This is a genomic window from Microcoleus sp. S13_C3, assembly GCF_036700905.1.
GTDB lineage: Bacteria > Cyanobacteriota > Cyanobacteriia > Cyanobacteriales > Microcoleaceae > Microcoleus.
Window position 1 is genome coordinate 9963 of record NZ_JAUBPT010000179.1, and the last position, 5624, is coordinate 15586.

General features: G+C 47.2%; 7 protein-coding genes. 2 read left to right on the plus strand and 5 right to left on the minus strand.

Annotation, left to right across the window (positions count from 1 at the left end; genetic code table 11):
- Window positions 1-372 (plus strand): hypothetical protein (locus tag QUA16_RS31360; RefSeq protein ID WP_333181616.1); only part of this gene is annotated, 372 nt, incomplete at its 5' end.
- A complete protein-coding gene (locus tag QUA16_RS31365) occupies window positions 362-718 on the plus strand; it encodes a hypothetical protein (protein ID WP_333108243.1) in 357 nt (118 codons plus the stop codon). The genes QUA16_RS31360 and QUA16_RS31365, both read left to right, overlap by 11 nt.
- A gap of 266 nt (window positions 719-984) precedes the next feature.
- On the opposite strand, the gene QUA16_RS31370 is transcribed toward QUA16_RS31365, so the two are convergent.
- The 5 genes from QUA16_RS31370 to QUA16_RS31390 all read right to left on the minus strand — a co-directional run bounded on the left by QUA16_RS31370 (window position 985) and on the right by QUA16_RS31390 (window position 5248).
- Window positions 985-1989, minus strand: a complete 1005-nt coding sequence (locus tag QUA16_RS31370; protein ID WP_333108244.1) for an NADP-dependent oxidoreductase — start codon at window positions 1987-1989, stop codon at window positions 985-987.
- 69 nt (window positions 1990-2058) lie between these two features.
- A complete protein-coding gene (locus tag QUA16_RS31375) occupies window positions 2059-3042 on the minus strand; it encodes an aldo/keto reductase (RefSeq protein ID WP_333108245.1) in 984 nt (327 codons plus the stop codon).
- A gap of 207 nt (window positions 3043-3249) precedes the next feature.
- Entirely contained in the window at window positions 3250-3549 is a 300-nt protein-coding gene (locus QUA16_RS31380; protein WP_333181618.1) for a pyridoxamine 5'-phosphate oxidase family protein, read from the minus strand.
- 291 nt (window positions 3550-3840) lie between these two features.
- Window positions 3841-4026, minus strand: coding sequence for an EamA family transporter (locus tag QUA16_RS31385; protein WP_333108247.1), 186 nt, complete (start codon window positions 4024-4026; stop codon window positions 3841-3843).
- A 457-nt stretch (window positions 4027-4483) separates the two neighbouring features.
- Window positions 4484-5248 carry an ABC transporter ATP-binding protein gene (locus tag QUA16_RS31390; protein WP_333108248.1) on the minus strand — a complete coding sequence of 255 codons (765 nt, stop codon included), beginning with the start codon at window positions 5246-5248 and terminating at the stop codon, window positions 4484-4486.
- Between the last annotated feature and the right edge of the window lie 376 nt (window positions 5249-5624).

Genomic DNA, 5624 nt, shown 5'->3' on the forward strand with positions numbered 1-5624 from the left:
TGTAACGGATGTAACGGATGTAACGGATGTCAGGAAGAAGGAAGTTCGGCAACGGATTTTGTAACGGATGTAACGGATGTAACGGATGTCAGGAAGAAGGAAGAAGGAAGAAGGAAGTTCGGCAACGGATTTTGTAACGGATGTAACGGATGTAACGGATGTAACGGATGTCAGGAAGAAGGAAGTTCGGCAACGGATTTTGTAACGGATGTAACGGATGTAACGGATGTCAGGAAGAAGGAAGAAGGAAGAAGGAAGAAGGAATTATGGTATAATGTTTTCCGGTGCTGTAGAGAGATGCAGCACTTATTTGGCTGCTTTGTTATGTCTGTATTAAGTGTGAGCATTAATGGATTGTGCTTTGAACTTTAAGCCTGGTCAAATTGTCAGTTTAGAATGTGGAGATGCGTGCCTGCATTCCGAGGTAATCCAAGTGGTTGAGGCACGTCAAGTTTGTTGGGTGCGCCCTTTGATGTTAGTTGTATCGGCGTCGGGGAAGGATTTATCGGCAGAATACACTTTATCCGATTTGCGGGATGGTGCTGATTTGCTGTGGCCGCTGAGCTTGTTTCGGGAGGCTTTTGATACTGAGGTAATTTCACTGTTGACTGAGTTGCACTCTCTGGATGCTGAAAAAAAGGATCGTGCGATCGCATCTCGGCAACTTAGAGATTTTGTCGATCGAGTTTGGGAAGCTTTTCCCAGTGCTTTTCATTAAGCAGGTATCTGGCGTTTTGTCTATTAGTCCGCCAGGGGTTTAAAACCCCTGTCTAATAGCTAAAGCCCTCTTGCATAAGACTCATATCCTCTTGATTCTTCAGTCCGCGTAGGCGGACTTCGTTTGTCTAGAAGCGATTTCAATCGCCCAATTTTCTTTTCGCTTTTCGCGGACTATTATACTTTATTAAACCCAATAATGTCTAAGCGATGTCGGATTTCAACTTCTCAAATAATGAAGCAAGTACCCACTCAATTAGTGGCTACCTAGTCCAATTTTACCACCATTTTACCCACATTTTTGCCTTCAAAAAGACCGATGAACGCATCCACCGCTCGCTCGATTCCTACCACCACTGTTTCCTTGTTCTTCAGTTTGCCAGCTTGGAAATAGCCGCCCACTTCTTGTTCAAATTCACTCTGGCGATCGAGCCAATCCCTAACGATTAGCCCTTTCATCGTCAAGCGTTTGCCAATCATATTAAATAGATTGGAAGGGCCAGGCTGGGGCTTTTCATCGTTATAACCGGAGATGCTGCCACAAGCGATAATCCGGCCATGTACCCGTAATGCCGAGAGCGCCGCTTCCAGCGTTTCGCCTCCTACATTATCGAAATAGACATCAATTCCGTCCGGTGCTGCCTGATTCAGTTGTTCGAGGACAGGGCCGGCCTTGTAATCGAAGGCGCTATCAAATCCGCATTCTTCCCGCAGAAACTTGATTTTTTCCATTGATCCAGCAGACCCGATGACACGGCATCCGCGCAATGAAGCCAGTTGTCCGGCGACATTTCCCACCGCGCCTGCTGCTCCCGAAACAAAAATAACATCGCCGGCTTTGACTTCTACCAAATTCAACCCAACCCAAGCAGTCATACCTGTCATGCCGAGGGCACCGAGGTAAACTGAGGGCGGTTGAATATCGCGGCTAACCTGATGCAAATCTTTTGGTGCAGCTATGAAGTATTCCCGCCAGCCATAGTTGGAAGTCACAACATCACCCGGCTTGAATTCCAGGGCACGAGACTCGATGACCTCACCGACCGCGCCGCCTTCGAGTGCTTTTCCTAACGCGAAGGATGGAACATAGGATTTCCCCTCGTTCATGCGACCGCGCATATATGGATCTACCGAAATGTAGAGATTGCGAACGAGCACTTGCCCATCTTGAAGTGACTCTAGTTTGGTCTCGGCGATCGCAAAGTTATCTGCGGTAGGAATCCCCTTGGGGCGAGAGACTAGCTGAATCTCGCGGCTCACGATCTCTGTCATAATTTTCTCCTTATTGGGTAGATTTTATTTACTAAAGGCATGGATGCCAAACATCACTCGCGCCAAATCCTAACGATTGACCGTACTCATATCGGGGTAGCGATCGCCCATGGCAATTCCTAATGGCAGCGCTTTGGCGATTTGCTCTAGTTCTGCTTGAGTCAGCGTCACAGCAGCAGCCGCAATGTTTTCTTCTAAATAGGTGCGACGTTTAGTGCCTGGAATTGGCACAATGTCTTCGCCCTGCGCCAAAACCCACGCTAGCGCCAACTGTCCGGCTTTGATACCCAATTCGGCTGCCATCTGCTCGATTTGCTCGACTAACTCCAGATTTTGCTGGAGATTCTCGGCTTGAAAGCGAGGATATCGCCCTGCCCGATAGTCTCCCTCAGATAATGTGTCAAGGCTCTTGATTTTGCCTGTGAGAAACCCACGCCCCAGAGGGCTATAAGGCACAAATCCAATCCCTAGCTCTCGGCAAGTGGGCAAAATCTCAGATTCTGGCTCCCGACTCCAGAGCGAATATTCAGTTTGGAGTGCGGAAATAGGATGCACTGCCATTGCACGGCGAATCGTGGCGCTCGCGGCTTCGGAAAGGCCAAGGTAGCGAACTTTCCCGGCTTGGACGAGCTGCGCCATTGCGCCTACGGTTTCTTCGATGGGAGTGTTGGGATCGACTCGGTGCTGATAGTAAAGATCGATCGTATCTACGCCCAGGCGTTTGAGACTGGCATCACAGCAAGAGCGGACATATTCGGGTTTGCCATTGACGCCCTTAAAGCTGCCGTCGCTACCGCGCACATTGCCAAACTTCGTGGCAATAATGACTCGATCTCGACAGTCTTTAATCGCTTTGCCGACCAACTCTTCATTGTGACCGACACCATACATATCAGCCGTATCGAGCAAAGTCACGCCTAACTCTAAGGCGCGATGAATAGTGGCGATCGATTCTGACTCATCGGTTGTCCCGTAGAACTCGGACATCCCCATACAGCCCAGTCCTAACTCTGAAACTACTAATCCTTGATTGCCGAGTTTTCGCTGTTTCATGATTTTTTCCTATTAGTCTAAAGTTCTTGACGTGTCGGACGGAGGATGATTTCATTCACATCAAAATTACCGGGCTGCTAAATGACATAGGCGATCGCACGGCCTATGGCATCTGCATCAATGGCATCGCATAAAGTTCATTCATGCTAGAACGTTTGAGGTATCTCGGTTCTTAGCGACTGCTGACTCCATCAGTCGTGCGTCCGCTCATTTCACTGCGTCGATGCGGTAGATTGCGATCGCTTCTGAACGTCCCTGAGCATCAATCCAGGTTCGATTGATAGCAGGTGACAGCGTGGGATTGCGTTCTTTGATCGAGTGCATTGCCCGATCGATATCTTCCTGGAGGCGGGAGGCTCGACCATTCACGATCACGCTGCGCCAATGAAGCGGCTCGCGTATTTCTTCAACCTGCAAACAAATTTCTGGATTTGCATCAAGCTCGTGAGTCTTCATGCCTTCGGTTGTAAACAGGTAAATGTCCGAATTTTCGAGATAATAATGCATTGGCATCACGTAGGGTTTGCCTTCGTGTATGCAGCCTAGATGACCGTATCATACTTGATGTAGCAGCTCCTGTATTTCTTGTGAACTCATTTCATCAATATCTAACATTACTATTCTCTTAAAAATTCAGTTGATTGGTAGTATTGAACAGAAATAATCCCGGCTTTACATCTGTCGTTAGATGGAGTCGATATGTGAAAGTCAATGTTCCGAGTCAATAGCCTGTTGAGAAAACGAGCGCCTCACAAATCTTCTGCCCGCTTAATTGATGCTTTTTTACCTGCAGCTACGCTAGCAACAACCAAATAGGCCGTGACTAGGGCGATCTACTCGGTGAGTTTCACCAAGCAAAATTGCCGAAGCCAGAATCGTCAAAAATGGTTGCAACAACTGAATTTGACCTACCTGTGCAACTTCACCCATTGCCCTACCATGATACCAGGCAAGAAATGCGATAAATTGACTAAAAATACTCACATAAGCCAAACCCAAGCCGGCGCTCGGTGAAGCTATTAACTCTTGTTTTTAAACAACAAAAATTGTGGGTAAAACCTAGAAATAATCGACAATCACCAATGCCCAACCAATAACTTGCCACCCACCTAAAACCTTAGCTAGTCGCCCACCTTCAGCATAGCCAAAATCAGCAGCAATTATCGAACCCAATAGCGCTAAATCTCCGAGCTGAAGCTGTCGAGCACCGCTAATAATTCCAAAAAAAATAACCGTTATACTACCGACAATACTAGCAATCCAAAAAGTGAAATCATGGCGATCGCCACCACCAACACCCCTATTTTTGGGAAACTAAACCCAGACCAAAACCTCAACACCCTCGCCATGCCCAAAATTCCTGAGTGCCATCGCTGTCTCCTCTTTGCCCGCAACCCATACCTCATCTGTGCCGTGCATCCCACAGACCCTAACACTAATACTAAAATACAGCGTGGGAAAGCTCTTCGGGCTTGAGATTGTTGTGAATAACTTTACCGTCGCGGAACCAGACAACGCGGCGGGTTTGGCGCGCCACTTCCGGTTCGTGCGTTACCATAACAACAGTCATGCCGCTTTCGTTGAATTCTGTAAAAATATCCATTACTTCTTGAGTAGTTTTTGTATCCAATGCACCTGTAGGTTCATCAGCCAGCAACAACACGGGACGGTTGACAATAGCCCTGGCAATGGCTACGCGCTGCTGCTGTCCTCCTGATAGTTGATTTGGTCTGTTTTGCAGCCGACTTTCCAAACCTACTTTCGTTAAAGCATCTACTCCCCGTTCGCGTCTTTCTGCTGCGGGAATGCCGGCATAAACCATCGGTAACATGACATTTTCTAAGGCTGTCAATTGAGGCAATAGGTGAAATTGTTGGAAGACAAAACCTAATTTTAAATTGCGAATTCCGGCTAATTCTGCTTCGGGCATTTGGGCGACATCTACGCCGTCTAAGTAGTAACTGCCGCTCGTAGGTCGATCGAGACAGCCGATAATATTCATAGCTGTAGATTTGCCGGAACCCGATGCGCCCATAATCGAGCAATATTCTCCTTGTCTTACGGTCAAGCTGACGCCGTTTAAGGCGCGAACTTCCAGGTCGCCAATCCCGTAAACTTTTGTTACCTCTTCCAGACCGACAACAACGGGCTTTGAGAGGACTTGCGGGTCGAGGTCTTGGTATGTATCGGTTTGTAGTTCAGGCATTTTTTTTTCTGTGCGATCGACACAACTAACTACTAAGCTAACACTTCTCATCGGTTTTGGCGATCGGGGTGACGGCTGTTTCGATGCTAATGAACAGAAAATCTATATTCAAATCAAAGTGAATACTTTGACACCAACTGGGAGGTAAAGTCGGAGTGGAAACAAAAATCGGCGTTGCTGAATGGGGTATAAAATTTGTAGGGAAATCCCCCCGTGATTGCCCCACCGCTGACGGTGTAAGGACTTAGAATTATCCCTACAGACAAAATCCTACATAAATTCAGCAGAGCCAAAAAATCTAGGACTTACGCATTGACAAAAAATATCATCTATGTATTCTAGACGATACCATCACTGAATCGGTTTGCCAAAATAT